Here is a 26,424-nt window from a genome sequence, read left to right as displayed (position 1 = left end):
GTAAGGTTAAGCCTCTCGGTTCATTAGTACTGGTTAGCTCAACGGCTCGCACCGCTTACACACCCAGCCTATCAACGTCTTAGTCTTAAACGTTCCTTCAGGACTCTCAAGGAGTCAGGGAAGACTCATCTCAAGGCAAGTTTCCCGCTTAGATGCTTTCAGCGGTTATCTCTTCCGCACTTAGCTACCGGGCAATGCCATTGGCATGACAACCCGAACACCAGTGGTGCGTCCACTCCGGTCCTCTCGTACTAGGAGCAGCCCCTTTCAATCTTCCAACGCCCACGGCAGATAGGGACCGAACTGTCTCACGACGTTCTAAACCCAGCTCGCGTACCACTTTAAACGGCGAACAGCCGTACCCTTGGGACCTACTTCAGCCCCAGGATGTGATGAGCCGACATCGAGGTGCCAAACACCGCCGTCGATATGAACTCTTGGGCGGTATCAGCCTGTTATCCCCGGAGTACCTTTTATCCGTTGAGCGATGGCCCTTCCATTCAGAACCACCGGATCACTATGACCTACTTTCGTACCTGCTCGAGCCGTCACTCTCGCAGTCAAGCTAGCTTATGCCATTGCACTAACCTCACGATGTCCGACCGTGATTAGCTAACCTTCGTGCTCCTCCGTTACTCTTTGGGAGGAGACCGCCCCAGTCAAACTACCCACCAGACACTGTCCGCAACCCAGATAATGGGTCTACGTTAGAACATCAAACATTAAAGGGTGGTATTTCAAGGTTGGCTCCATGCAGACTGGCGTCCACACTTCAAAGCCTCCCACCTATCCTACACATCAAGGCTCAATGTTCAGTGTCAAGCTATAGTAAAGGTTCACGGGGTCTTTCCGTCTTGCCGCGGGTACACTGCATCTTCACAGCGAGTTCAATTTCACTGAGTCTCGGGTGGAGACAGCCTGGCCATCATTACGCCATTCGTGCAGGTCGGAACTTACCCGACAAGGAATTTCGCTACCTTAGGACCGTTATAGTTACGGCCGCCGTTTACTGGGGCTTCGATCAAGAGCTTCGCTTACGCTAACCCCATCAATTAACCTTCCAGCACCGGGCAGGCGTCACACCGTATACGTCCACTTTCGTGTTTGCACAGTGCTGTGTTTTTAATAAACAGTTGCAGCCAGCTGGTATCTGCGACTGGCTTCAGCTCCGTGAGTAAATCACTTCACCTAGCGCCAGCGTGCCTTCTCCCGAAGTTACGGCACCATTTTGCCTAGTTCCTTCACCCGAGTTCTCTCAAGCGCCTTAGTATTCTCTACCTGACCACCTGTGTCGGTTTGGGGTACGATTAATGATAATCTAGAGCTTAGAGGCTTTTCCTGGAAGCATGGCATCAGTTACTTCATCACCGTAGTGACTCGTCATCAGACCTCAGTGTATAGTGAACCGGATTTGCCTAATTCACCCACCTACATCCTTAAACCGGGACAACCGTCGCCCAGCTAACTTAGCCTTCTCCGTCCCCCCATCGCAATTATCACCAGTACGGGAATATTAACCCGTTGCCCATCGACTACGCTTTTCAGCCTCGCCTTAGGGGTCGACTCACCCTGCCCCGATTAACGTTGGACAGGAACCCTTGGTCTTCCGGCGTGCGGGTTTTTCACCCGCATTATCGTTACTTATGTCAGCATTCGCACTTCTGATACCTCCAGCATGCCTCACAGCACACCTTCGCAGGCTTACAGAACGCTCCCCTACCCAACAATATTTAAATATCGCTGCCGCAGCTTCGGTGCATAGTTTAGCCCCGTTACATCTTCCGCGCAGACCGACTCGACCAGTGAGCTATTACGCTTTCTTTAAATGATGGCTGCTTCTAAGCCAACATCCTGGCTGTCTGAGCCTTTCCACTTCGTTTCCCACTTAACTATGACTTTGGGACCTTAGCTGGCGGTCTGGGTTGTTTCCCTCTTCACGACGAACGTTAGCACCCGCCGTGTGTCTCCCGTGATAACATTCTTCGGTATTCGTAGTTTGCATCGAGTTGGTAAGTCGGGATGACCCCCTAGTCGAAACAGTGCTCTACCCCCGAAGATGAATTCACGAGGCGCTACCTAAATAGCTTTCGGGGAGAACCAGCTATCTCCCGGTTTGATTGGCCTTTCACCCCCAGCCACAAGTCATCCGCTAATTTTTCAACATTAGTCGGTTCGGTCCTCCAGTTAGTGTTACCCAACCTTCAACCTGCCCATGGCTAGATCACCGGGTTTCGGGTCTATACCCTGCAACTCATTCGCCCAGTTAAGACTCGGTTTCCCTACGGCTCCCCTATTCGGTTAACCTTGCTACAGAATATAAGTCGCTGACCCATTATACAAAAGGTACGCAGTCACCCTGATAAATCAAGGCTCCCACTGCTTGTACGTACACGGTTTCAGGTTCTATTTCACTCCCCTCGCCGGGGTTCTTTTCGCCTTTCCCTCACGGTACTGGTTCACTATCGGTCAGTCAGGAGTATTTAGCCTTGGAGGATGGTCCCCCCATATTCAGACAGGATAACACGTGTCCCGCCCTACTCGTCGAACTCACAACACTAACATTTTCAGATACGGGGCTATCACCCTTTACTGCCAGACTTTCCAGACTGTTCTCTTAATGCTAGCGTTGATGTTGGTTCTGGGCTGCTCCCCGTTCGCTCGCCGCTACTAGGGGAATCTCGGTTGATTTCTTTTCCTCGAGGTACTGAGATGTTTCAGTTCCCTCGGTTCGCTTCATTTAGCTATGTATTCACTAAATGATGATGCACCAAAGTGCACCGGGTTTCCCCATTCGGACATCGTCGGCTAATAACGCTTCATATCAGCTCACCGACGCTTTTCGCAGATTAGCACGTCCTTCATCGCCTCTGACTGCCTAGGCATCCACCGTGTACGCTTATTCGCTTAACCTCACAACCCGAAGGTGTCTTTTATCACTGCAAGCACAGCGATAAAACCTTGGGGTCTGAGTATTTTGAGAGACTCTGGTATTCTTTCGACAAAGAATACCGTTGTTTTCAATTTTCAGCTTGTTCCAGATTATTAAAGAGCATAATTGTTAAGCCGACTCAATAAGTCAGCTTAATCATTATTTAACGAGCAATTGTTATGGTGGAGCTAAGCGGGATCGAACCGCTGACCTCCTGCGTGCAAGGCAGGCGCTCTCCCAGCTGAGCTATAGCCCCATAACAAGTATAACAGTACCTAATAACGGTTATTAATCGTTATAAAAAGCTAAATCGAACTCAGTCAGCGAATCCTCATTGTGTTTACAATGTAAACCAACGAACTCAACACCGCATTATTCGATTTTGGTAGGCCTGAGTGGACTTGAACCACCGACCTCACCCTTATCAGGGGTGCGCTCTAACCACCTGAGCTACAAGCCTATTGATACCATTTGCTCTACTTTTCTATCAGACAATCTGTGTGAGCACTTCACATTCAACTTCGAATTTAGGTAAGGAGGTGATCCAACCGCAGGTTCCCCTACGGTTACCTTGTTACGACTTCACCCCAGTCATGAATCACAAAGTGGTAAGCGCCCCCCCGAAGGTTAAGCTACCTACTTCTTTTGCAACCCACTCCCATGGTGTGACGGGCGGTGTGTACAAGGCCCGGGAACGTATTCACCGTAGCATTCTGATCTACGATTACTAGCGATTCCGACTTCATGGAGTCGAGTTGCAGACTCCAATCCGGACTACGACGCACTTTATGAGTTCCGCTGGCTCTCGCGAGTTCGCTTCTCTTTGTATGCGCCATTGTAGCACGTGTGTAGCCCTACTCGTAAGGGCCATGATGACTTGACGTCATCCCCACCTTCCTCCGGTTTATCACCGGCAGTCTCCCTTGAGTTCCCACCATTACGTGCTGGCAACAAAGGATAAGGGTTGCGCTCGTTGCGGGACTTAACCCAACATTTCACAACACGAGCTGACGACAGCCATGCAGCACCTGTCTCAGAGTTCCCGAAGGCACTAAAGCATCTCTGCTAAATTCTCTGGATGTCAAGAGTAGGTAAGGTTCTTCGCGTTGCATCGAATTAAACCACATGCTCCACCGCTTGTGCGGGCCCCCGTCAATTCATTTGAGTTTTAACCTTGCGGCCGTACTCCCCAGGCGGTCGATTTAACGCGTTAGCTCCGGAAGCCACTCCTCAAGGGAACAACCTCCAAATCGACATCGTTTACAGCGTGGACTACCAGGGTATCTAATCCTGTTTGCTCCCCACGCTTTCGCACCTGAGCGTCAGTCTTTGTCCAGGGGGCCGCCTTCGCCACCGGTATTCCTCCACATCTCTACGCATTTCACCGCTACACATGGAATTCTACCCCCCTCTACAAGACTCTAGCTGACCAGTTTTAGATGCCATTCCCAGGTTAAGCCCGGGGATTTCACATCTAACTTAATCAACCGCCTGCGTGCGCTTTACGCCCAGTAATTCCGATTAACGCTTGCACCCCCCGTATTACCGCGGCTGCTGGCACGGAGTTAGCCGGTGCTTCTTCTGTCGGTAACGTCAATCGCTGATAGTATTAATATCAACGCCTTCCTCCCGACTGAAAGTACTTTACAACCCTAAGGCCTTCTTCATACACGCGGCATGGCTGCATCAGGCTTGCGCCCATTGTGCAATATTCCCCACTGCTGCCTCCCGTAGGAGTCTGGGCCGTGTCTCAGTCCCAGTGTGGCTGATCATCCTCTCAGACCAGCTAGAGATCGTCGCCTAGGTGAGCCATTACCTCACCTACTAGCTAATCCCATATGGGTTCATCCGACAGCGCAAGGCCCGAAGGTCCCCTGCTTTGCTCCTTAGAGATTATGCGGTATTAGCTACCGTTTCCAGTAGTTATCCCCCTCTGTCAGGCAGATCCCCATACATTACTCACCCGTCCGCCGCTCGTCAGCAAAGAAGCAAGCTTCTTCCTGTTACCGCTCGACTTGCATGTGTTAGGCCTGCCGCCAGCGTTCAATCTGAGCCATGATCAAACTCTTCAATTAAAGTTTGATGCTCAAAGAATTAAACTGACTTCATTTATTCATATATGAATTAACGTGTTAGTCACTCTTTAAGACTTAAAATCAAAAATATTTTTTATTTCGATAGTGTCTTGTGAGTGCCCACACAGATTGTCTGATAAATTGTTAAAGAGCGTTGCAACAAGGCTTAAGGTAACTCGTTAAGGTTCTTGTTGCGAGGTGGCGTATATTACTCTTTTCATTCAGGAAGTCAAGTATTTATTTTCAACTTTCTTTCCGAACTACTTCGACCATCACCTCAATCATCCCGCTGTTTTTCAAGGCGCTTACTGCGCTTTGGAACTTTCAAACTCAACCGCTCGGCCGGTTTGTCGTGACAACGGAGCGAATTATAGGGAGCTGAGAAAATTACACAAGTGTTTTTTCACTTTTTTAGTTCAACTGCTGCAATCCACAGCAAAAGCATCGGTTATACGCTTTTGTCTACAGAGTTATCCACAACCGTTAAAATCCTTGAAATTTAACGCGCAATACGCAATCGTTTGCGTTACAATTATAGCTATTAATAGTCATCGCTTTTATTTATCTGCATTGAGATTGTGGGAGATTGTAGGCAATTTTACTTGCGATAATCTGAATTCAACGCCGGAAGTATGCGAGTCAGCTCGGAAATTCGTCTGATATCGTTTATATATATAAGCAGGATTCAAAATAGTCGGGTAATTTAAAGTATCGATTGGATATCACCTACCATCGCTGATTTATCTAACACAATTTTATTGCACTTTTTATTATGCTTTATATAAGCCTAGATATAAGCCAAGGGATCAAACTCATGCAACAGCTTCGTCCTATTCGTCGTGCCCTCCTCAGTGTTTCTGATAAAACAGGGATTGTTGAATTCGCTAAAGCATTATCTAGCCGAGGCGTTGAGCTACTCTCAACCGGTGGTACTGCTAAGTTACTTGCCGATTCAGGACTGTCAGTGACTGAGGTTTCCGATTACACTGGTTTTCCTGAGATGATGGATGGTCGAGTTAAAACATTGCATCCAAAAGTTCATGGTGGGATCCTCGGACGTAGAGGCATTGATGATGAAATTATGCAGCAACATGATATTGCCCCTATTGATATGGTCGTCGTCAATTTATACCCTTTTGCTCAAACGGTCGCTAAGCCTGATTGTTCATTAGAAGATGCGGTTGAAAATATTGATATTGGTGGACCAACCATGGTGCGCTCTGCTGCCAAAAATCATAAAGATGTGGCCATCGTAGTTAATAGTAATGATTACGATAAAATTATTGAAGAAATGGATAATCATCAAAATGAATTAAATTTATCGACTCGTTTTGATTTGGCAATTAAAGCTTTCGAGCATACAGCAGCCTATGACGGGATGATCGCCAATTATTTTGGCCAATTAGTTGCCCCTTATTATGGTGATACTACTCAACCTTCTGGCCGTTTTCCTCGAACATTGAATCTTAACTTCGTTAAAAAGCAAGATATGCGCTACGGTGAAAATAGTCATCAGGACGCAGCCTTCTATATAGAAGAAGGAGCACAGGAAGCTTCTGTTGCAACGGCAATTCAAATTCAAGGAAAAGCGCTTTCTTATAATAATATTGCGGATACTGATGCTGCATTAGAATGTGTAAAATCATTTACAGAAGCGGCTTGTGTCATCGTCAAGCATGCAAACCCTTGTGGCGTGGCAATTGGTGATAATATTTTCACCGCTTATGAACGAGCCTTTAAAACAGATCCGACATCTGCTTTCGGTGGAATTATTGCATTTAATCGCGAACTCGATAAAACCACTGCGGCTGCAATTATTGAACGTCAATTTGTTGAAGTCATTATTGCTCCAGCTATTACGGAAGAAGCCAAAGCTATTCTATCTAGCAAACAAAATGTTCGTGTGTTGAGTTGTGGTTATTGGAATGAAGCCATAGCAAGTTTAGATTTTAAACGAGTGAACGGTGGATTATTAGTTCAAGATAGAGATCTAGGCATGGTGAGCCCAGATGATTTACGAATTGTCACTAAACGCCAACCTACTGAGCGTGAAATGAAAGATGCTTTATTCTGCTGGAAAGTGGCTAAATTTGTTAAGTCGAATGCCATCGTATATGCCAAAAATGATATGACTATGGGAATTGGTGCAGGACAAATGAGTCGAGTTTATTCTGCTAAAATTGCAGGAATAAAAGCTGCCGATGAAGGATTAGAAGTTGCAGGCTGCGCAATGGCCTCCGATGCCTTTTTCCCATTCCGTGATGGGATTGATGCTGCTGCTGCTGTCGGAGTCACTTGTGTGATTCAACCTGGCGGCTCAATCCGAGATAATGAAATTATAGAAGCAGCAAATGAGCATGGAATTGCAATGATTTTCACTGGTATGCGTCATTTCCGTCACTAATAAATAGGATAAATAATTATGAATATTTTAATTATTGGCGGCGGCGGTCGTGAACATGCCCTCGCATGGAAAGCAACACAATCCCCTTTAGCAGATAAAGTGTATGTCGCACCAGGAAATGCAGGAACTGCGTTAGAACCTGCATTAGAAAATATTGATATTTCTGCGACCGATATTCCAGCCTTGATTGATTTCGCTAAACAGCACGATATTGGTTTAACCATTGTGGGCCCTGAGGCCCCTTTAGTTATCGGTATCGTTGATGCATTTAAAGCTGAAGGGTTAACTATTTTTGGCCCGACGCAAGGCGCAGCACAGCTTGAAGGCTCAAAAGCATTCACTAAAGATTTTTTAGCTCGCCATAACATTCCTAGTGCTAATTATCAGAATTTTACTGAAATTAAACCTGCGCTAGCCTATCTGGATAAAGTGGGCGCACCTATTGTCATCAAAGCAGACGGATTAGCTGCAGGCAAAGGAGTGATTGTCGCCATGACTTTGCAAGAAGCTAAAGATGCTGTCAATGATATGTTAGCGGGTAATGCGTTCGGAGATGCGGGTCATCGTATTGTTATTGAAGAGTTTTTAGACGGCGAAGAAGCCAGCTTTATTGTTATGGTTGACGGTGAAAATGTAGTTCCAATGGCAACCAGCCAAGATCATAAACGTGTCGGTGATGGAGATAGCGGCCCAAATACCGGGGGGATGGGAGCATATTCACCAGCTCCTGTGGTTACGGATCAAGTCCATCAACGTGTTATGGAACAAGTTATTTATCCTACCGTTGCGGGAATGGCAGCAGAAGGATTACGCTATCAGGGCTTTCTTTACGCAGGTTTAATGATTGATAGTCAAGGCAATCCAAAAGTGATTGAATTTAATTGCCGCTTTGGTGATCCTGAGACACAACCGATAATGCTACGCATGGAGTCAGATTTAGTCGAGCTGTGTCTTGCCGGTGCTAACGGGCAGCTAGGGGGTAAAAAATCACAATGGAATCCACGTCCAGCCTTAGGGATTGTGATTGCGGCGGGAGGATATCCTGGTGATTATCGTCAAGGCGATATCATTTCAGGGCTTGAGCCAACTAGCTCAATGGAAACCAAAGTGTTCCATGCAGGTACCGCAATGAAAAATGGCGATGTTATTACTGCCGGAGGCCGTGTTTTGTGTGTTACCGCTCTAGGTGATGATATTGAACAAGCACAGAAGAATGCCTATCAAGCCGCTAAAGATATTCATTGGGAAGGCAGCTTCTATCGCAATGATATTGGTTATCGTGCTATTGCACGTTTGAAGTAATCAAAAATAGATTTAAGCAATCAGGCGGAGATAAGTTATTACAAGCTTTTTTCCGTCGGTTGCCATTTACAGAAATTATCATTAGCAACCATTAATAACTGATTACCTGCGGGCGCTTCCAGCCATGCAATGGTCAACTTATTCTGCTTCTGCCCTCGACTTTCTCGTTCTCGTTGCTTTAACCAATTTTCTGCATAGGGTTCAAAACTGACTTTGCGAATTTCACCATCACACGTCTCAATTTTGCCTTGTTGCCAATAGCCTTGATAAAGCTTGATATCACCGACAACCAGTGCGGTACTAATATCAAGAATACGATTAGCTTCAAAACGCCAGCGGGTAATATCATCTGAAGATAATGGGGTTTTTTGGGAGGCCGTTTCGCGCTGCATAAAAATAACATCGTTATTTCGATTAAAGCGAAGCTGTTCTTGAATTTGTTGCTCTCCGGCATTCAATATCTGGCTACGTACCTGCCATAATTGACCATGACGATATTCAAAGAAAGTCACTGAAGTATTTTGATCTTGGTACGGACTATAAACCACCATCAAGACTTGTGGTTCATTTTGTGGATCATTGAGGCGCCATAAACGTATTACGCCTTCATCAGCAATAAATCCACTTGCACTAAATGTGGGAAGTGTAGGCTGACTAGAACAGGCGCTGAGTATTGAAGCAGTCCCCAATACCAGCAGCCACTGTCGAATTTGCAAAAGGGGACGCATCGTACCCCCTCTGATAATTCTTTTATACAACTTAATTAGCTTGCTTTTACCGTTTCTTTCAGTGCTTTACCAGCAACGAAAGCAGGTACATTCGCTGCTTCAATTTTGATTTCTTGACCAGTCTGTGGGTTACGGCCAGTACGCTCCGCACGATGATTGACTTTAAAAGTACCGAAACCAACCAGCTGTACTGATTCGCCGTTAACCAGAGCTTCAGAAATAGCTTTCAGTGTTGCTTCCAGAGCTTCTTTAGCCTGTACTTTAGTCAGGTCAGCATTTTTTGCGATAGCATCAACTAATTCGGTCTTGTTCATAAATTATCCTTACACAGTGTGTTTATCGTTTGCAAAGCATCGAGTGCGTCGGATATGCCAAATAGACAGCCCCTGATACACGCCCCGATAGCCACTTCTTCTCGCCCCTAAATGTAGACCAGAGTAGGGGCAAATGTGAAGCCTTAGAACTCAGCATTTATCGCTCTGAGTCACGTTTTCATGACGAAATACGAAAAATCAGGCCAATTCAATGCCAATATTGCTGATCCCCGTTTCACGGAGGTCAGATCTTAATCCTTTAATCAGGTCCACATCACGCTCTTCGCAAGCAGCTAATAACCGAAATATTTCCCATTGAATGTCCCATTCTTCTTCAATTTCAGGAACAATCTTTAATTCATCATCTGACATCTCTTTGCCAGTATGAGTCATAACAAGCATAGCAACAGTGCGAATTGAAATCTCACTGACTGCAATAGTATGCTCTAATGTTTCGCCACTCAATTTAGAGTGAACTAACTCACCTAAAGCAATACAAGCATCGATAGCTGGATACACACCATACATATCATAATCATCCGAGTTTGGGATGATAGCTTCTAATTTTTCTAATTGATTATCGAAATTCACTTTACTGTCTTTAACAGAAAGCGTCTCCCACACCAGATCCAATATTGACCGATAAACTTTTGGATCACTAAACTCTGTTTGCAGACAGAACATTTGATAGTTGGGATACATTCTTTCGCATAAACACGCCATAAAAGTGACATGCTGCCAGCTTTCTAATTTTTCCAACCTCAAATGAATAGGATTTTTTATCATGTCTCTGGGCTCATCAATATTAATACGTCGCAGTTTACCTGAAAATCTAATAATGCCACATATTTTGCTGATATTTAGCGTGATTTATTAATCATTCGCTTAAATTTTGTTCGATTCGAAGCAATTCCATCCGCCATGCGCGTCGGTTCAGGTAGTCTATAGCCCTTTAAACACTGCTCTACCCACCAAAGGGAGCTCGCTAAACTAACTTTATGTCCCGGTGAAATATACAAAGGATTACAACGTTTTTTACTGCGCAGCACCCAACCAAGCTGCTGAGTTTTATCCATCAGCGGTTGGTAACTTCCCGGTTGTTGCTCAATCTCCGAATGAGTTCCAAATAATCGACTTTTAGCAACACCAATAGTTGGAATATCCACCAGCAAACCAAAATGACAAGCCACTCCGAAATAACGAGGGTGTGCAATTCCCTGACCGTCAACTAAAACTAATTGTGGTTTATGTTGAAGCAATTGCCAAGCTTCATATAACGCCGGACATTCACGAAAAGATAATAAACCGGGAATATAGGGTAATAAGGTAGGAATACGGGCGATTTGGTACTCAATCAATTCAAGTTCTGGCCACGTCATAATAGCAATAGCGGCACGAGTTACTGTGCCTTGCTGTTCAAATCCAACATCTGCACCTGCAATTAATCTGGGTGTCGCGAAATCATCAGTTAACACAACTTGGCGAGATTTTTCTAACTGCTGCTGGCGTAATTCCGAAGTATCTATTGCCATCGTCTCCCCCGCAAAACTCTTTGTGTTTCAATATATTTTAATCTTATCCGAAATAATAAGTTATTTTGCTAAAATAATACTAACCTCTCTGTATCAAGCCGATGACTAACTCTTGATAGCTACAGCATTTGATAATATTAGCATAACCTTCTTGGCGTAATTGAGCCGCTAACATACGGTAACCAAAGCTTTATCGGCTTTATCTAAAGAGGTCAATGGCTTTTGGATGCAATTAAAGCCTGTATTCATCAAGCAATTTAATAAGCCGATTTCGCTAAATATAAAACATTAAACGGCTGAGCTTGATCACTATAACTCGGCATAAGTGCTTAATTGAATTTTGCGTTTTATACTCTTGAACCAATACCTTATAGCAGCTCTTTCGCAAAAAAGGCACTTGTAGATTCAACCTGTCAACGCAATACCCTTTTCCATGACTTTTTTCAATATTTTGAATTACAATGTCTTTCTCGGCCTGTCGTTCAAGAGCAAAAGACCCTCGCATTAGCCACCAAGTAAGGCTATGGTGCGCCGGACGCTGCTTCTTTCGGGATAGCAGATCAATTGCTTTATAACTAGAACGCAAAATTCAAGGCGGACAATCAGTACGCTCATTTGATAGCTTTGAAGGTGATAGCTTTGAAGATAATCGTCAAGATATGTTTTTCAAATACAGGCATCAGGAAGAATTAGACGGTACCGACATATTCCCAGATATGTGGTTCAATAATGCTCTTATTTATAAATGCTTTGTTTTATAAATGCTAACGGGGTATTTAATACATTTTTCTGTATCAAATACCCCGTTATTAATACCGTTTTATCCCACTATTTTCTCTTCTGGATTATTTATGATACGCCCGAGAGAATTGATGAACTGCATTGACGAATGTTCCGGCATTTTCTGGTGGCACATCCTGATGAATACCGTGGCCGAGGTTAAATACATGGCCATTACCTTCACCAAAACCCGCCAAAATAGTTTTTACTTCGTCTTCAATGCGAGGCGCAGAAGCATATAGCATCGAAGGATCCATATTCCCTTGTAATGCGACTTTTTCGCCAACTCTGCGACGCGCTTCGGCAATATCGATAGTCCAATCAAGACCTAATGCATCACAACCTGTCGCAACCATTGCCTCAAGCCATTGCCCACCACCTTTGGTAAACAAAGTTACTGGTACACGGCGTCCGTCATTTTCACGGATTAAGCCATCGACAATCTTATGCATATAATTGAGTGAGAATAATTGATAATCACGCGGTGTTAATACTCCTCCCCATGAATCAAAAATCATAACTGATTGCGCGCCCGCCTTAATTTGTGCATTAAGATATAAAATTACGCTATCAGCCAGTTTATCCAGCAACAGATGCAATGATTGTGGATCGGCATACATCATTTTTTTTATTTTAGTAAACGCTTTACTGCTGCCGCCTTCAACCATATAAGTTGCCAGCGTCCACGGGCTACCGGAGAATCCGATTAAAGGCACGTCACCTTTTAAGGCTTTACGGATAGCTCTCACCGCATTCATCACATAACCCAATTCTTGCTCGGGATCTTGTACAGGAATTTTTTTAACATCAGCAGCACAAGTAATCGGATGTTTAAATCGAGGGCCTTCTCCGGCTTCAAAATAGAGACCTAATCCCATCGCATCTGGAATAGTTAGAATATCTGAGAATAAAATTGCCGCATCTAATGGAAAGCGTCTAAGTGGCTGGAGTGTGACTTCGCAAGCCAATTCTGTATTTTTGCATAATGAGAGGAAATCTCCCGCTTGCGCTCTTGTCGCTTTATATTCTGGCAAGTAACGCCCCGCTTGTCGCATCATCCATACCGGTGTTACATCTACAGGTTGGCGAAGCAATGCACGCAAGTAGCGGTCATTTTTCAACTCAGTCATCATTCACTCCATTTATTAAGTGGCCGCCGAAAATGGCTGCAAATATTGGGCACTATTGTAGCATGCTAATTGATTAAAAACCGTTTAGCGCCCCTTAAAAACCTAAGGTCTACTAGGCACTTTCATCATCACTATTCTTGATTGCGACATAATGCAACAGTATCTTCAATTAATCGGCGAGCTATCGTTTCTGAACTCGGGATTTTGGGCAACTCATCATAATGATACCAATCAGCCTGAATAAGCTCATGTGGGTCAACTTCGATCTCTCCGCTGTCATAGTCTGCCAAAAATCCCATCATTAACGAATGAGGGAATGGCCATGGCTGCGATGAAACATAACGAATATTTTTAATTTTAATTTGGCTCTCTTCCATCACCTCGCGAGCCACTGCTTCTTCTAACGTTTCTCCAACCTCCACGAAACCCGCTAAAACAGTAAAGACCGGATTTTGTTTATGACGACGATGTTGGGCCAATAAAATATGCGAATCACGACGGATAGCCACAATAATGCACGGTGCAATTTGCGGATAATAGCGCTCTTGGCAGTGGTCACATAAACATGCCCACTCGGTTGGGCTGTGGCGCATTAATGTTCCACAATAACCACAATAACGATGTGAGCGATAAAATTCCGCCAGCTGTACACCGCGCCCAGCAAGACGAAATAAACCTTCATCTTGTGCTGCGACCATTCTTGGCGAGACCATATCGATAGGCATTTTTTCTGCAATTAGCCAAACTAACTCACCTTGCCATTCACCAATAATAGTTGCCGTTTTACCCACCAGTGACCATTTTTCTGCCGTGCCATAAGGAGCATCTCCTTTCGGTAGCCATAAACGCCCCGCAAAACAAACAAACCACCAGCCACTTTCTGTTCCCGTTAATATTATTTTTTTCATAAGCTTATATTTCTATCACGTTGATATTTATAAATTATAATATTCCAATAACATAAAGATACTCTGTTCTGCTGAAATATCATTCATTACTTTCTAGTCTTTTTGTAAGAGAAATATTCAGTGATGTAATCCATTTTGTATTGTCCTCAGCGATTTGTCTAAAAAGTGTCATCAATATTTCAATTGTTTGTCATCTAATATTCTTACCCTGAACACGTTTCAGTAACTGAAATATTAATCGTGATTCCGTTTATCGTCAGAAATACAGCAATATCCTCATCAATTATCTGGCGGTCAGCGCCAACGTGTTGCGCTAGCTCGCACCCTAGTTATGCAACCTAAAATTTTGCTATTAGATGAGCCACTTTCAGCATTAGATGCCCGTATTCGTAAAAATTTACGTCAACAAATTCGCCGTATATAACGAGAACTTAATTTAACCACATTATTTGTCACCCATGATCAAGATGAGGCGATGATCTTATCGGATAAGATCTTTTTAATGAATCAAGGGGTAATTATTCAAAATGACAGCGCAGAAAATATCTATACTTAACCTGCTAATCAATTTGTGGCGCGTTTTATGGGGCATTACAATCTAATAGAGGCAGAAAAAGCCAATAAATTATTAGGGATTAATCAGCAAGGCATGTTGGCTATTCGTCCTGAATCTATCTATGTCCGCGAAACCGGTCGTCATTACGGTAACCATATTTCTGCACCTGTGGCGGCCACAATTGTAGAACATCAATTGTTAGGCAATATTATTCGCTATACAGTCCAAACCGCGGCAGGAGAAATGACGGTCGACTTACTCAATCGTTCTTCAGAACGTTTATTTGAGCCCGGTAGCCAGCTTGAATTATTGTTTAATAAGAATGAAATTCGCTCGCTAGCTTAATAATTAACAGACATCATATATAAGCCAATAACACAGCCTCAAGGTTACAATAATGACAACAAAAATAGCGGTGTTTGATTTAGACGAAACACTGATCCAAGGCGATAGCAGTGTATTATGGACACATTATCTATGGGATAAACAGATCATCAACGATCCCCAATTTATCGCCGAAGATAGCCGCATGATGGCACAATATAATGCGGGTATATTAGATATGCCCGCGTACCTAGCCTTTAGTATGCAAGCACTTGCGGGCATTCCAACCGAGCAAGTTGATATATGGCTCGATGACTTTGTTAATACCATCATCCTGCCCAACATTTATCCAGCAGCTCGCCAGTGTATCGACGATTATCGTCAGCGTCATATTCCCGTGATAATCATCTCTGCAACGGTCTCTTTTATTGTCAAAAAAATTGCCGCAAAACTGCATGCTGATTTTGCTATAGGTATCGATATGCAGGTGATTAATAATAGCTATTCAGGGACAATAAACGGGATTGCCAGTTTTAAAGCTGGCAAAGTAAAACGCCTCACCCAGTGGTTAAGTCAGCAACGAGTCAGCGATGCGGAAATTGTGTTTTATACCGACTCGGCTAATGATTTGCCCATGTGTTATTTTGCAGATCAAGTCATTACCATCAATGCTGACCCTCGACTGGCAGAAATCGCGATGGAGCAGCAATGGACTCAATTGCAGTGGAAAATTTAATCGATTTAGTGCTTAGCCTATCGATTATCTAGATTTAATATTATTTAACTTATAAATAATTAAGGGGGTTGTAGTTTTTATAATCCCTTTTATACTGGTTCGCATCTTGTCGGAGTGCCTAGAATACGAAAGTATACAGGCTGAGACCGTTAATTCGGGATCCGCGGAACCTGATCGGGTTAATACCCGCGAAGGGAACAAGAGTAATCAATCCGCTAGAAATATAATTTACAGACTACGCGTTTATGCTGATTACCCGCTAGGTTAATCCTCGATAACCTAACAAGCATATCGATTTATCTGCCTTATCTAGCTGCCTTAACGATACTCCCGCCAAGCTCCAGACAAGCAACTTTCTAACTATAACCCGTTATCCATTCATCCAGTGGAATAACATTGTCAGGAAATTGCTATGTCCGAAAATACTGTAATCCCTAGCCATGATGTTTCTCCAGCGCCAAGCCCTACCCGTCGCCGTAAAGCACAACGCGACGCCGCAGAAACTTATATTAATACTCTGCAAGGGGTCTCATTCCCTAATTCTAAACGTATTTATTTGACCGGCTCGCGTGCCGATATTCAAGTGCCAATGCGTGAAATTCAACTAACGCCGACCTTGCTCGGCGGCACCAAAGAACAGCCTCAATATGAACAAAATGAAGCCGTTCCTGTTTATGATACCTCGGGCGCTTATGGCGATCCCAATGCAAAATTGAATGTACATGAGGGATTAAAAAAACTGCGTAGCGCATGGATACAAGAGCGCAATGATGTCACTCAGGTCGAAAATTTAAGCTCTGATTTTACCCAACAGCGTCTCGCCGATGAAGGGCTAGACTCTCTCCGCTTTACACAACGGCCTCATCCTCTAAAAGCTAAATCTGGCCACTGTGTAACGCAATTGCACTATGCGCGTCGGGGCATAATTACCCCCGAAATGGAATTTATTGCGATCCGTGAAAATATGGGCCGCGAACGCATTCGCTCAGACGTCCTACGCCAACAACATTCTGGGCAAAATTTTGGCGCTAATTTAACCGACAATATCACCGCAGAATTTGTACGCCAAGAAGTCGCAGCCGGTAGAGCTATCATTCCTGCTAATATCAATCATCCCGAATCAGAACCTATGATTATAGGGCGCAATTTTTTGGTCAAAGTAAACGCCAATATCGGTAACTCCTCGGTCACTTCCTCTATCGAAGAAGAGGTCGAAAAACTCATTTGGTCAACCCGCTGGGGCGCAGATACGGTGATGGATTTATCCACCGGGCGTTATATACATGAAACTCGGGAATGGATCCTACGCAATAGCCCTGTGCCTATTGGTACCGTACCGATTTATCAAGCATTAGAAAAAGTTAACGGCGTGGCTGAACACCTAACCTGGGAAATGTTCCGCGATACCTTATTAGAACAAGCAGAGCAAGGCGTCGACTACTTCACAATCCATGCCGGTGTATTGCTACGTTATGTCCCGATGACCGCCAAACGCCTTACGGGGATCGTCTCTCGCGGAGGGTCGATAATGGCAAAATGGTGTTTATCACATCATCAAGAAAACTTTCTGTATCAACATTTTCGGGAAATTTGCCAACTGTGTGCCGCTTACGATGTCGCGTTATCTTTAGGTGATGGGTTACGTCCAGGTTCCATTCAAGATGCTAACGATGAAGCACAATTTGCCGAATTACATACTTTAGGTGAGCTCACCAAAATTGCTTGGGAATACGATGTCCAAGTCATGATAGAAGGCCCGGGACATGTGCCGATGCAGATGATCCGCCGTAACATGACGGAAGAGCTTGAACATTGCCACGAAGCCCCATTTTATACTCTTGGGCCGTTAACGACAGATATTGCCCCCGGCTACGATCATTTTACCTCAGGGATTGGAGCAGCAATGATCGGCTGGTTTGGCTGCGCGATGCTGTGCTATGTCACCCCCAAAGAGCATTTGGGATTGCCTAATAAAGAAGATGTTAAACAAGGGCTAATTACTTACAAAATTGCTGCCCATGCAGCTGATTTAGCCAAAGGTCATCCCGGAGCGCAAATTCGGGATAATGCGATGTCAAAAGCCCGCTTTGAATTTCGCTGGGAAGATCAGTTTAATTTGGCGCTCGATCCCGAAACTGCACGTAAATATCATGATGAAACCTTGCCACAAGCCTCGGGCAAAATCGCGCATTTTTGCTCCATGTGCGGGCCTAAATTCTGTTCGATGAAAATATCACAAGAAGTTCGAGATTATGCGGCGGCACAAGATGCGGGAATGGCACAAATGTCTGAAGCCTTCCGTGCCCATGGTAATGAACTTTATCATGATCCTGCGCGACTTAATGCCGAGACCACACACACGGAGGTAGAGGCTGATGAAAAAATTGCCTGATGCCCCTTTTCCTCCGACGCTACCCCGTTTAGGGCTGTATCCGGTCGTGGATTCCGTGGAATGGATCAGACGCCTGCTTGATGTGGGTGTCACCACCTTACAATTACGCATTAAAGACAGCAACGCAGATACAGTTGCAGCGCCTATCCGCCAAGCCATTCAGCTTGGTCAGCAATATCATGCCCGTGTATTTATCAACGATTATTGGCAATTAGCGCTAGAGCATGGTGCTTATGGCGTGCATCTGGGGCAAGAGGATCTGGATATTGCCGATTTACCGGCAATTCAGCAAGCCGGATTACGGCTTGGTGTATCGACTCACGATAAAGATGAACTCGCACGCGCGAAACTATTGCGCCCTTCATATATCGCCTTGGGTCATATTTTTCCTACCCAGACTAAAGATATGCCGTCCTCCCCACAAGGCCTCGCCGCATTACAACAGCAAGTTGCTGAAACACCTGATTATTCTACTGTTGCAATTGGCGGAATTTCACTGGAGAAGGTCCCCGCGGTTGTCGCAACTGGGGTGGGTGGCGTGGCATTAGTGAGCGCTATCACTCAAGCCCAAAATTGGCACGCGGTTACCACTAAATTGCTCGATTTAGTCGAAGGATCAAATGCATCAAAGGAGATTATCTAATGTTAAATGATGATGAATTTATGCGTTATAGCCGTCAGATATTGCTTGAAGACATTGGACTTTCAGGGCAAGAAAAAATCAAAAATAGCCAAGTATTAATTGTTGGTTTAGGCGGGCTAGGCTCGCCAGCAGCACTCTATTTAAGCGCGGCTGGCGTCGGGAAATTATGGTTAGCAGATCACGATGAGCTGCATATCTCGAACTTACAACGGCAAGTTCTTTACCGTACGAACGACGTATCTCAAGCTAAAGTCCGTTTAGCCGCGACTCAACTAAATGCGCTGAACCCCTTGGTAACCACTAAAATAGTGCAGCAAAAACTGGATTTCACTGCGCTACGCCCGTTGGTCAAACAAGTCGATTTGGTTCTCGATTGCTGTGACAATATGGCAACGCGCCATGCAGTTAATGCGGCCTGTATCGCAGAAAATAAACCGCTGATCAGCGGCAGTTCGGTTGGCTTTGGTGGACAACTCATGGTTATCGAACCCCCATATTTGCAAGGCTGTTATGCCTGTTTATACCCTGATCAACATGAGCCTCAACGTAATTGCCGAACTGCAGGTGTTCTCGGTCCGGTCGTTGGTGTGATTGGTACGCTACAAGCGCTTGAAGCCATTAAATTGCTCGCCGGATTACCCTCACCTTTGAGCGGAAAACTCCGCCTATTTGACGGTAAACAACACAGTTGGAATACATTGCAACTCAGCCGCTCGGCCGATTGTCCCATCTGTAAGGAAGCCGTATGCGTATCATAATCAACAATCAAATTAAAGAATTTGAATCTCCGTTAACAGTCAGCCAACTGTTAATTTTGCTAGCTCGTTCTCAGGCTGGAACCGCGCTGGCCATTAATCAAATTATAATTCCACGCGCTCAATGGGAGACTCATCAGATTAATGATGGAGATAACATCCTGTTGTTTCAAGCTATTGCTGGAGGTTAGCTATGTTAAAAATTGCCGATACTACGTTTTCATCGCGTCTATTTACCGGAACCGGAAAATTTGCCAGTCCGCGCTTAATGCAACAAGCCATTGAGGCCTCTGGGAGCCAACTCGTCACCATGGCAATGAAACGGATTGATTTACGTTCCCATCAGTCCAAAAGTAATAGCGATAATATACTGCAACCATTATTAGATTTGGGCGTTAAATTACTGCCCAATACTTCTGGGGCTAAAAATGCTCAAGAAGCGATTTTTGCGGCGCATCTCGCCCGCGAAGCCCTTGGGACTCATTGGATTAAATTAGAAATCCATCCAGATTTAAAATATTTATTGCCAGATCCTATCGAAACCTTAAAAGCCGCCGAGCAATTGGTCAAAGAGGGATTTGTAGTTTTACCCTATTGTAGCGCAGACCCAGTATTATGCCGCCGTTTAGAACACGTTGGCTGTGCGGCGGTGATGCCATTAGGTGCGCCAATTGGCTCAAATAAAGGCTTAGTCACCAAAGAGATGCTGCAAATTATTATTGAACAATCTCAAGTTCCGGTAGTCATTGATGCCGGTATTGGCGCGCCAAGTCACGCCTTAGAAGCCATGGAACTGGGCGCCGATGCAGTATTAGTTAATACTGCGATCGCGGTCGCAAAAGATCCAATAAGCATGGCGCAAGCATTTAAAATCGCCTTGCAAGCGGGCGAGCTAGCGCGCCAAGCCGGACTGGCTAAATCTCGTCATCATGCCGAAGCCTCAAGTCCATTAACCCAATTTCTTGAGGTACTGCAATGAGTCACTGTTTTAGCCAGCACTGGCAGCAATTAGATTGGGATGATCTTACCTTGCGGCTTCATGCCAAAACCGCCGCCGATGTAGAGCGGGCCCTGAATTGCGACACACTAACCCTGGATGATTTTATGGCGTTGCTTTCTCCGGCGGCACGGGATTATTTAGAGCCGATGGCGCATAAAGCCCAAAGCTTAACCCGCCAACGTTTTGGTAATACCGTGGGTTTCTATGTGCCGTTGTATTTATCTAATTTGTGCGCTAATGATTGTACTTATTGTGGTTTTTCAATGAGTAACAAGATTAAACGCAAAACATTAAATCACACAGAAATCATCAACGAATGCCAGACTATTCGCAAATTAGGCTTCGATAGTCTGCTGCTTGTTACCGGAGAACATCAACATAAAGTTGGCATGGATTATTTCCGCCAATATTTACCGATAATTCGCCAGTATTTCAGTGCGTTAATGATGGAAGTCCAGCCGTTGAGCACCGAAGAATACGCCGAATTAAAAACACTCGGACTCGATGGTGTCATGGTATATCAAGAAACCTACCATCAGCCAAGTTACCAACTTCATCATCTCAAAGGTAAAAAACAAGATTTTCATTGGCGGTTAAACACCCCAGATAGGCTTGGGCAGGCGGGGATTGATAAAATTGGACTGGGCGCCCTAGTGGGACTTTCTGCGAGTTGGCGCACAGATTGCTATATGGTAGCAGAGCATTTAATTTATTTACAAAAACATTATTGGCAAAGTCGTTATTCTATCTCTTTTCCACGGCTACGCCCCTGTGCAGGCAGCATAGAGCCGGCATCCGTAATGACTGAAGCCGAGTTAGTCCAATTAATTTGTGCTTTTAGGCTACTGGCGCCTGATGTTGAGCTGTCGCTTTCAACCCGTGAATCACCTTATTTTCGCGATCATGTAATCCCGCTGGCAATTAACAATGTCAGTGCCGGCTCCAAAACGCAGCCGGGAGGCTATGCCGATGATCATGCTGAATTAGAGCAATTTACACCACATGATAATCGCAGTGCCCAGCAGGTAGCTCAAGCAATTATTCAATCTGGTCTACAGCCAGTATGGAAAGATTGGGATGGCTATTTAGGCCGTTAAACATCACGAAACGTAATTTAAATAAAAAATTACGTTTCGCCTATTTTGCTACTGCACTGTAGACTTATTTTATTTATTATTGTTATTTATTATCAATAGCAGAACTGAGGTTTAAACAATAATGAATAATAACAACCCTAAATTTCTGACATTTATTCTTACCTTAAGCTTATTATTTACCTTAACCTCTTGCTCAAATGTTCGTTGGAAACATCCTACACCTTCAGATGATATTATTTTAACTATGGCAAGCCAAATCCAAGGGGCAGAAAATATTGATGGAAAGCCTTTCCCACTCGAATATACGGTTGAGGTTCTAAAACATAAGGCCGTCGATGCCAATACTCAAGGATTTAAAATAGTGGCTCTCGCCCCCGATAATGAACTTATTATTGCCGGCTATGATACGTCTTTAGCATTAATCGGCCTGAGAAGTGAGCCAGATTTTAACCACTATGCCATTCCTAATCCTGATAATATTCAAGGGTTCTTTTATACCTATCATGGCACCCTAAAATCTATCCGCTATGCGGTACCACATATGATCAAAGATAGTGATACCAAAAGTGACTTAGTCCTTTATAGCCAACCATTAACCGATTTTAATGTGACCTTAATTTATAAAGATGGCTCGCAATATCCATTCAAACTGCACTCTTCGCCAGTATCTCGGGGAATTATCGGCAGATATAAAAATTATAACGATTCTTTCGATGGTGTATTTTCAGTAATTTATAATTATAGAGCTGATAAATTCAGTCTGTATGGACCAAGAAATAATTAATAAATAAATGATAATTTATTCCAAAGGGGGCTATTTTCCCTTTGGAAATTTATTCTTAACTCTATTTTTATAATATTATTTTATATTTCATCCTTTTATTTTACTATTCTCTAGGTGAGTTATACTAATCACACTATATCAATCTCAATAAGAATAAAAATCACTGAATATTGTTTGTTTTTGACATCTATCAATTTATTCATTATAAATATGATCATGTGACTCTATGCGCTTATTAAAAATTTATTTTATAATTTATAACTAATGTTTTTATAAAATAAATGGAGTATTCTCATATACAGTATTTAGTTATTAAAACTGTCTTTAGAAAATATGTAATACGATATATTTTACTATTTATACAACGATCTATGCTTAACATTATAGCTAACATATCGACAATGTACGTTATATTAAAAAATAAGAGGCAGCTTATAGATTCATTACCTCTTGATAAGTATAGAAATAATTAATTTAATTATAAAAATTGAATAGGTAATATAATGGTAGATATCAATAATAGAATAACCAAAGGCGATGCATTATTAAATGATACCAAACTTAATCGGGCAACCGCATTTACTATTGAGCAGCGTAAAAAATATGGGCTGTTAGGATTATTGCCAGAGCGCGTTGAAACAGAAAATGAGCAATTACAACGCGTATTACGCCAAATCGATGCCAAGCCGAACGATCTGGAAAAATATATTTTTCTGTCGTCATTACACGATAACGACGAAACCCTGTATTTTAAAACCTTAATGTCAGATCCTGCACGATTTATCCCTCTAGTATATACACCTACCGTCGGCGAAGCTTGCCAAAAATTTGATCAAATCTTACGTCGTCCACGTGGCTTATATTTACCGATAACTCGCCAAAATGAATTAGAAGAAATGCTGGGTAACTGGGTCGAAAAAGACGTACGCTTTATTGTCGTCACCGATGGAGAACGTATCCTCGGATTAGGAGACCAAGGTATTGGCGGTATGGGGATCCCAATTGGAAAACTCTCGCTATACACCGCCTGTGCCGCCGTACCACCACAAGTAACCTTGCCGATTACTCTGGACGTTGGAACCAACAACCAAGAGCGATTAAATGATCCTCTATATTTAGGCTTAAAACAGCCGCGAGTCACCGGTCAAGCTTACGATGATTTTATCGATGCCTTTATTAAAGCAGTACAAAAAGTCTTTCCACATGCGTGTATCCAATTTGAAGATTTTGCCTTCCCACATGCCGCGCCTATCTTAGCCAAATATCGTCAACAAGTTTGCTGCTTTAATGATGATATTCAAGGTACTGCTGCTGTCGCACTGGCAGGGATTAATACCGCTCTACGCATTACTAAAGGTAAACTTGAGCAGCAACGAGTGCTGTTTTTCGGTGCTGGAACCGCGGGCGTGGGCATTGCTAATCTAATAGCTAAATCACTCACCATGCTGGGTATCAGTGAAGATGAAGCGCGTCAGCACTGCTGGCTATTTGATATCAATGGACTAGTTCAATCACAACGCACTGACTTAGCCGACTTCCAACAACCTTTTGCTCATCAGCATGCACCCATTGATAATTTTGTCGAAGCGATTCGTCAACTAAAACCTACCGCTATCGTCGGTGTATCAACTGTCGGTAAAGCCTTTAATCAGCAAGTGATTGAAGCGATGGCTGAAATAAATGAACGCCCGATTATTTTCCCTTATTCTAACCCAACAGTTCACTCTGAATGTACCGCAGAAGAAGCCTATCAATGGTCTGATGGGCGCGCCGTATTTGCGAGTGGAAGTCCCTTCCCGCCGGTTCATTATCAAGGAAAAACCTTTATTCCGGGACAGGGAAATAACGTCTATATCTTCCCGGCAATGGGTATGGCTATTTATGCTACTGCCGCAAAACGTGTTACCGATGAAATGTTTATCGTGGCGGCACAAGCATTATCCGAGCAAATTACCGATGCCTATCTCGATGTGGGGCTAATTTATCCACCACAAAAAGAGATCCTTTCGGTATCGTTAAAAGTTGCCACTAAAGTCGCAGAATATATCTTTGATAATAACCTCGCCCATGTGGAGAAACCACAAAATATTGAGGAATTTATTAATAGTAAAGCCTATAAACCTGAATATGATGACAGTTTACTAAAATAATAATCTATTTATATTTAACCAATAGATACTCTATTTAACACCCTGAAAAATAAATTCGGGGTGTTTTTCAATAATCATAAAATAAAATAATTTAAATTATCGCTTTATTTTAATAAATCATAAAAACAACATTATTATAGATAATCAATATTTGATTGAAAATAAATTAAAACAGATTTAATGACATATCTTTACGCCATTAAAGAATAGAAACACAATTATATTTTGTTTGTTTTTAATAATAGCCAAAAATTCAACAGATAAAGAGCATCTAATTATGATTAAACCAGTTGATGCAACTACCAATAGTATTAATATGATGTTTTATATGAGATTAATAATATCAACATGGTCAGTAACTTAATATTAATCTTAATAATCAAGACTAATCTCATCTAGCTGTCCTTTATAATTAATCTTTGATATAACCTTAAACATACCTTATCTAATTTATATTTTTATATTCCCTATTCTATTTAAGAAGTATTAATTTATGTTGGCTAATTAAATTAATCGCTCATAGCTGAAAACGAGGTTTTATTATGACCCTTCCTTTAGATGGCATTAAAGTGCTTGATTTCACAGGTGTCCAATCCGGGCCTTCCTGTACCCAAATGTTAGCTTGGTTTGGAGCCGACGTTATTAAAATCGAGCGCCCGGGCGTAGGCGATGTGACCCGAAATCAATTACGTGATATCCCCGATGTTGATGCGCTGTATTTTACAATGCTAAACAGCAATAAACGTTCGGTCGAGCTAAATACTAAAACGCCGGAAGGCAAAGAAGTGATGGAGAAATTAATCAAACAAGCCGATGTGCTGGTTGAGAATTTCCACCCCGGTGCAATAGATCATATGGGCTTTACTTGGGAACACATTCAGCAACTTAATCCGCGTTTGATTTTTGGCTCGATTAAAGGATTTAATGAATGTTCTCCATATGTTGATGTAAAAGCTTATGAAAACGTGGCACAAGCTGCGGGTGGCGCAGCCTCAACTACTGGTTTTTGGGATGGCCCACCGTTAGTTAGCTCGGCTGCATTAGGCGACAGTAATACCGGTATGCACCTGCTGATCGGGCTATTAGCTGCATTGTTACAACGTGAAAAAACCGGTGTAGGCCAACGCGTAACTATGTCGATGCAAGATGCGGTATTAAATCTGTGTCGTGTAAAATTACGCGACCAACAACGTTTAGAAAAAGTCGGTTATCTTGAAGAGTATCCACAATATCCAAATGGAACTTTCGGAGATGCTGTTCCGCGTGGTGGTAATGCTGGCGGAGGCGGGCAACCAGGCTGGATATTAAAATGTAAAGGTTGGGAAACCGATCCTAATGCGTATATTTATTTTACTATCCAAGAGCAAAACTGGGAGCAAACTTGTATCGCGATAGGCAAACCTGAATGGGCAACCGATCCGGCTTATAGCACCCCCAAAGCACGTCAACCGCATATCTTTGATATTTTTGCAGATATTGAAAAATTCCTTGCCGATAAAGACAAACATGAAGCCGTAGCTTATTTAAGTAAATACGGTGTTCCATGTGCTCCAGTTCTGAGCATGAAGGAAATTGCCGAGGATAAATCACTGAGAGAAAGCAATAGCATTGTCGAAGTTGAGCAACCTAAACGCGGTAAATATCTGACTGTCGGCTGTCCGATGAAATTCTCATCATTCACGCCTGAAATAAAAAGCGCCCCTTTATTAGGCGAACATACAGACGAAGTGCTGGCCGAATTAGGGTATAGCGCAGAACAAATCGCTTCAATGCGCACCAATAAAGTCATTTAATCATTGCGGGAAGCCGATACGCTTCTCGTTATCTCCGCATATATCCATTCATATTGCAGGCGCTGAAACACGGTGCCTGTAACGTGAAATAT

The 26,424-nt window shown here is 43.3% G+C and carries 18 protein-coding genes, 2 tRNA genes, 2 rRNA genes, 1 pseudogene and 1 riboswitch; of the genes and pseudogenes, 13 read left to right on the top strand and 10 right to left on the bottom strand.

Features of this window, described 5'->3' with window-relative positions:
- Positions 1–2: 2 nt before the first annotated feature.
- From MNY66_RS01400 to MNY66_RS01385, 4 genes are all read right to left on the bottom strand, one after another.
- Positions 3–2,910, bottom strand: a 23S ribosomal RNA gene (locus tag MNY66_RS01400).
- A 199-nt stretch (positions 2,911–3,109) separates the two neighbouring features.
- Positions 3,110–3,185: transfer RNA gene (locus MNY66_RS01395), tRNA-Ala, on the bottom strand.
- A 127-nt stretch (positions 3,186–3,312) separates the two neighbouring features.
- A tRNA-Ile gene (locus MNY66_RS01390) sits at positions 3,313–3,389 on the bottom strand.
- A 72-nt stretch (positions 3,390–3,461) separates the two neighbouring features.
- Positions 3,462–5,004, bottom strand: a 16S ribosomal RNA gene (locus MNY66_RS01385).
- Together the 16S and 23S rRNA genes with 2 tRNA genes alongside form the textbook arrangement of a ribosomal RNA operon.
- An 814-nt stretch (positions 5,005–5,818) precedes the next feature.
- Here MNY66_RS01385 and purH point away from each other — a divergent pair.
- Both purH and purD read left to right on the top strand, forming a co-directional pair.
- Positions 5,819–7,408 carry a bifunctional phosphoribosylaminoimidazolecarboxamide formyltransferase/IMP cyclohydrolase gene (purH, locus tag MNY66_RS01380; protein WP_241501280.1) on the top strand — a complete coding sequence of 530 codons (1,590 nt, stop codon included), beginning with the start codon at positions 5,819–5,821 and terminating at the stop codon, positions 7,406–7,408.
- Positions 7,409–7,426: 18 nt separating this feature from the next.
- Complete coding sequence (gene purD / locus MNY66_RS01375) at positions 7,427–8,710, top strand: phosphoribosylamine--glycine ligase (protein WP_241501279.1); 1,284 nt, start codon at positions 7,427–7,429, stop codon at positions 8,708–8,710.
- A gap of 38 nt (positions 8,711–8,748) precedes the next feature.
- Here the strand turns inward: purD and MNY66_RS01370 are convergent, their stop codons facing one another.
- The 6 genes from MNY66_RS01370 to nudC form a co-directional block, all read right to left on the bottom strand.
- Positions 8,749–9,438 (bottom strand): DUF1481 domain-containing protein, encoded by a 690-nt coding sequence (locus tag MNY66_RS01370; RefSeq protein WP_241501278.1) that lies wholly within the window; start codon positions 9,436–9,438, stop codon positions 8,749–8,751.
- 35 nt (positions 9,439–9,473) lie between these two features.
- A complete protein-coding gene (locus tag MNY66_RS01365) occupies positions 9,474–9,752 on the bottom strand; it encodes an HU family DNA-binding protein (protein WP_047255425.1) in 279 nt (92 codons plus the stop codon).
- 198 nt (positions 9,753–9,950) lie between these two features.
- Entirely contained in the window at positions 9,951–10,538 is a 588-nt protein-coding gene (locus MNY66_RS01360) for a YjaG family protein (RefSeq protein WP_047255424.1), read from the bottom strand.
- Positions 10,539–10,612: 74 nt separating this feature from the next.
- A complete protein-coding gene (gene nfi / locus MNY66_RS01355; RefSeq protein ID WP_047255423.1) occupies positions 10,613–11,284 on the bottom strand; it encodes a deoxyribonuclease V in 672 nt (223 codons plus the stop codon).
- Between the two features lie 845 nt (positions 11,285–12,129).
- Positions 12,130–13,194: a uroporphyrinogen decarboxylase gene (gene hemE / locus MNY66_RS01350; protein ID WP_047255422.1), complete on the bottom strand. Its 1,065-nt coding sequence runs from the start codon at positions 13,192–13,194 to the stop codon at positions 12,130–12,132.
- A gap of 131 nt (positions 13,195–13,325) precedes the next feature.
- Positions 13,326–14,102: an NAD(+) diphosphatase gene (gene nudC / locus MNY66_RS01345; protein ID WP_047255421.1), complete on the bottom strand. Its 777-nt coding sequence runs from the start codon at positions 14,100–14,102 to the stop codon at positions 13,326–13,328.
- Between the two features lie 265 nt (positions 14,103–14,367).
- Between nudC and MNY66_RS01340 the strand changes: the two are divergent.
- The 11 genes and pseudogenes from MNY66_RS01340 to frc all read left to right on the top strand — a co-directional run.
- Positions 14,368–15,003 (top strand): annotated as a pseudogene (locus MNY66_RS01340) (ABC transporter ATP-binding protein); the annotation flags it as partial.
- Between the two features lie 52 nt (positions 15,004–15,055).
- Entirely contained in the window at positions 15,056–15,718 is a 663-nt protein-coding gene (locus MNY66_RS01335) for an HAD family hydrolase (protein ID WP_053907450.1), read from the top strand.
- A 100-nt stretch (positions 15,719–15,818) separates the two neighbouring features.
- Positions 15,819–15,932: riboswitch (TPP riboswitch) on the top strand.
- Between the two features lie 198 nt (positions 15,933–16,130).
- Entirely contained in the window at positions 16,131–18,110 is a 1,980-nt protein-coding gene (gene thiC, locus MNY66_RS01330; protein ID WP_241501277.1) for a phosphomethylpyrimidine synthase ThiC, read from the top strand.
- Entirely contained in the window at positions 18,094–18,753 is a 660-nt protein-coding gene (gene thiE / locus MNY66_RS01325) for a thiamine phosphate synthase (RefSeq protein ID WP_241501276.1), read from the top strand. The genes thiC and thiE overlap by 17 nt, the downstream gene beginning before the upstream one ends.
- On the top strand, positions 18,753–19,511 hold the full coding sequence (locus MNY66_RS01320; RefSeq protein WP_241501275.1) for a HesA/MoeB/ThiF family protein: 759 nt from the start codon (positions 18,753–18,755) through the stop codon (positions 19,509–19,511). Before thiE ends, MNY66_RS01320 begins: the two co-directional genes overlap by 1 nt.
- Positions 19,499–19,699: a sulfur carrier protein ThiS gene (gene thiS, locus MNY66_RS01315; protein WP_047255416.1), complete on the top strand. Its 201-nt coding sequence runs from the start codon at positions 19,499–19,501 to the stop codon at positions 19,697–19,699. Before MNY66_RS01320 ends, thiS begins: the two co-directional genes overlap by 13 nt.
- A gap of 2 nt (positions 19,700–19,701) precedes the next feature.
- Positions 19,702–20,487 carry a thiazole synthase gene (locus MNY66_RS01310; protein ID WP_241501274.1) on the top strand — a complete coding sequence of 262 codons (786 nt, stop codon included), beginning with the start codon at positions 19,702–19,704 and terminating at the stop codon, positions 20,485–20,487.
- Positions 20,484–21,605, top strand: coding sequence for a 2-iminoacetate synthase ThiH (thiH, locus tag MNY66_RS01305; protein ID WP_047255414.1), 1,122 nt, complete (start codon positions 20,484–20,486; stop codon positions 21,603–21,605). The genes MNY66_RS01310 and thiH overlap by 4 nt, the downstream gene beginning before the upstream one ends.
- Before the next feature lie 121 nt (positions 21,606–21,726).
- Positions 21,727–22,389 carry a hypothetical protein gene (locus tag MNY66_RS01300; RefSeq protein ID WP_241501273.1) on the top strand — a complete coding sequence of 221 codons (663 nt, stop codon included), beginning with the start codon at positions 21,727–21,729 and terminating at the stop codon, positions 22,387–22,389.
- A 503-nt stretch (positions 22,390–22,892) separates the two neighbouring features.
- Positions 22,893–24,539: an NAD-dependent malic enzyme gene (locus MNY66_RS01295; protein ID WP_047254805.1), complete on the top strand. Its 1,647-nt coding sequence runs from the start codon at positions 22,893–22,895 to the stop codon at positions 24,537–24,539.
- A gap of 542 nt (positions 24,540–25,081) precedes the next feature.
- The gene (gene frc / locus MNY66_RS01290) at positions 25,082–26,332 is read left to right on the top strand and encodes a formyl-CoA transferase (protein WP_047254804.1); all 1,251 of its coding nucleotides are present in this window, start codon (positions 25,082–25,084) and stop codon (positions 26,330–26,332) included.
- Positions 26,333–26,424 lie beyond the last annotated feature (92 nt).

The organism is Moellerella wisconsensis, from assembly GCF_022592395.1.
GTDB classification, from domain to species: domain Bacteria; phylum Pseudomonadota; class Gammaproteobacteria; order Enterobacterales; family Enterobacteriaceae; genus Moellerella; species Moellerella wisconsensis.
This window is presented reverse-complemented; position numbering and strand designations above follow the sequence as displayed.

Bases quoted from the DNA above. Each gene is read 5' to 3' on its own strand.
- purH (WP_241501280.1), top strand. From the start codon at position 5,819: ATGCAACAGCTTCGTCCTATTCGTCGTGCCCTCCTCAGTGTTTCTGAT.
- purD (WP_241501279.1), top strand. From the start codon at position 7,427: ATGAATATTTTAATTATTGGCGGCGGCGGTCGTGAACATGCCCTCGCA.
- MNY66_RS01370 (WP_241501278.1), bottom strand. From the start codon at position 9,438: ATGCGTCCCCTTTTGCAAATTCGACAGTGGCTGCTGGTATTGGGGACT.
- MNY66_RS01365 (WP_047255425.1), bottom strand. From the start codon at position 9,752: ATGAACAAGACCGAATTAGTTGATGCTATCGCAAAAAATGCTGACCTG.
- MNY66_RS01360 (WP_047255424.1), bottom strand. From the start codon at position 10,538: ATGATAAAAAATCCTATTCATTTGAGGTTGGAAAAATTAGAAAGCTGG.
- nfi (WP_047255423.1), bottom strand. From the start codon at position 11,284: ATGGCAATAGATACTTCGGAATTACGCCAGCAGCAGTTAGAAAAATCT.
- hemE (WP_047255422.1), bottom strand. From the start codon at position 13,194: ATGACTGAGTTGAAAAATGACCGCTACTTGCGTGCATTGCTTCGCCAA.
- nudC (WP_047255421.1), bottom strand. From the start codon at position 14,102: ATGAAAAAAATAATATTAACGGGAACAGAAAGTGGCTGGTGGTTTGTT.
- MNY66_RS01335 (WP_053907450.1), top strand. From the start codon at position 15,056: ATGACAACAAAAATAGCGGTGTTTGATTTAGACGAAACACTGATCCAA.
- thiC (WP_241501277.1), top strand. From the start codon at position 16,131: ATGTCCGAAAATACTGTAATCCCTAGCCATGATGTTTCTCCAGCGCCA.
- thiE (WP_241501276.1), top strand. From the start codon at position 18,094: ATGAAAAAATTGCCTGATGCCCCTTTTCCTCCGACGCTACCCCGTTTA.
- MNY66_RS01320 (WP_241501275.1), top strand. From the start codon at position 18,753: ATGTTAAATGATGATGAATTTATGCGTTATAGCCGTCAGATATTGCTT.
- thiS (WP_047255416.1), top strand. From the start codon at position 19,499: ATGCGTATCATAATCAACAATCAAATTAAAGAATTTGAATCTCCGTTA.
- MNY66_RS01310 (WP_241501274.1), top strand. From the start codon at position 19,702: ATGTTAAAAATTGCCGATACTACGTTTTCATCGCGTCTATTTACCGGA.
- thiH (WP_047255414.1), top strand. From the start codon at position 20,484: ATGAGTCACTGTTTTAGCCAGCACTGGCAGCAATTAGATTGGGATGAT.
- MNY66_RS01300 (WP_241501273.1), top strand. From the start codon at position 21,727: ATGAATAATAACAACCCTAAATTTCTGACATTTATTCTTACCTTAAGC.
- MNY66_RS01295 (WP_047254805.1), top strand. From the start codon at position 22,893: ATGGTAGATATCAATAATAGAATAACCAAAGGCGATGCATTATTAAAT.
- frc (WP_047254804.1), top strand. From the start codon at position 25,082: ATGACCCTTCCTTTAGATGGCATTAAAGTGCTTGATTTCACAGGTGTC.